The following is a 659-nucleotide window of genomic DNA, read 5'->3' as shown; positions in this document are numbered from 1 at the left end:
CTTCAGCACCATATCGCCGAACACGCCGCCGAGACCGGTCGGCAGCGGCCAAGTGTTGGGCGGCGTCACGCAGCCGACGATCGCCGCGGCAAGCAGCGCGAAGCCGAACCAGGCAAGCCCGCGCTTGCCCAGCCTGTCGACGCCGCGGGCGGAGAAGAGCAGAAAACCCCAGATCACCGCCGGCACCAGCCCGGCGACGGCGGCAAGGCCGAAGAACTGCATGGCAAGGTCGGAAAACACCGCGCCCGCATAGCCCATGGCGTTGGTGACGAGATTGTTGGTGGCGTGCGAGAAGCTTGGATCGGCGACGTTCCAGGTAGCGAGGCTGGCGACGCCGAAAGCGGTGAACACGAACATCCCGGCGCCGACCAGGCGCCCAACCTGCCGCCGCGCGAACGCCTGGATGCCGTGCCCCGTATCGGTCAGCGCGAGCGGTGCTGAAGCGCCTGAACGCATGCCTCTTCCCCGTGTGTCGATGCCTGGCCGGATGCGTGACGCATGCCGGGAGATTCGTCTCCCAGACTATCGGCGGGAAGGTTAAGGGCGCATTAACCATGGCCTTTTACCGAGATGCTCCCGGAAAGGAGATGGCGGGCCCATGAAGCCCGCCATCTCTCATTGGCAAAGACGAAACGATCAGGCCCGTAAGGACCCGATCT

At 65.6% G+C, this 659-nt stretch carries 1 protein-coding gene; it reads right to left on the bottom strand.

The window, feature by feature from the left end; genetic code table 11:
• A partial coding sequence (locus EOA49_RS32285; protein WP_206520259.1) for a DNA translocase FtsK 4TM domain-containing protein occupies nucleotides 1–456 on the bottom strand: 456 nt, incomplete at its 3' end.
• Nucleotides 457–659: the final 203 nt, after the last annotated feature.

This window comes from Mesorhizobium sp. M1A.F.Ca.IN.020.04.1.1 (assembly GCF_003997315.1).
Classification (GTDB): Bacteria; Pseudomonadota; Alphaproteobacteria; order Rhizobiales; family Rhizobiaceae; genus Mesorhizobium.
Note: the sequence above shows the minus strand (reverse complement) of the source record. Positions and strands in the feature narration are given on the sequence as shown.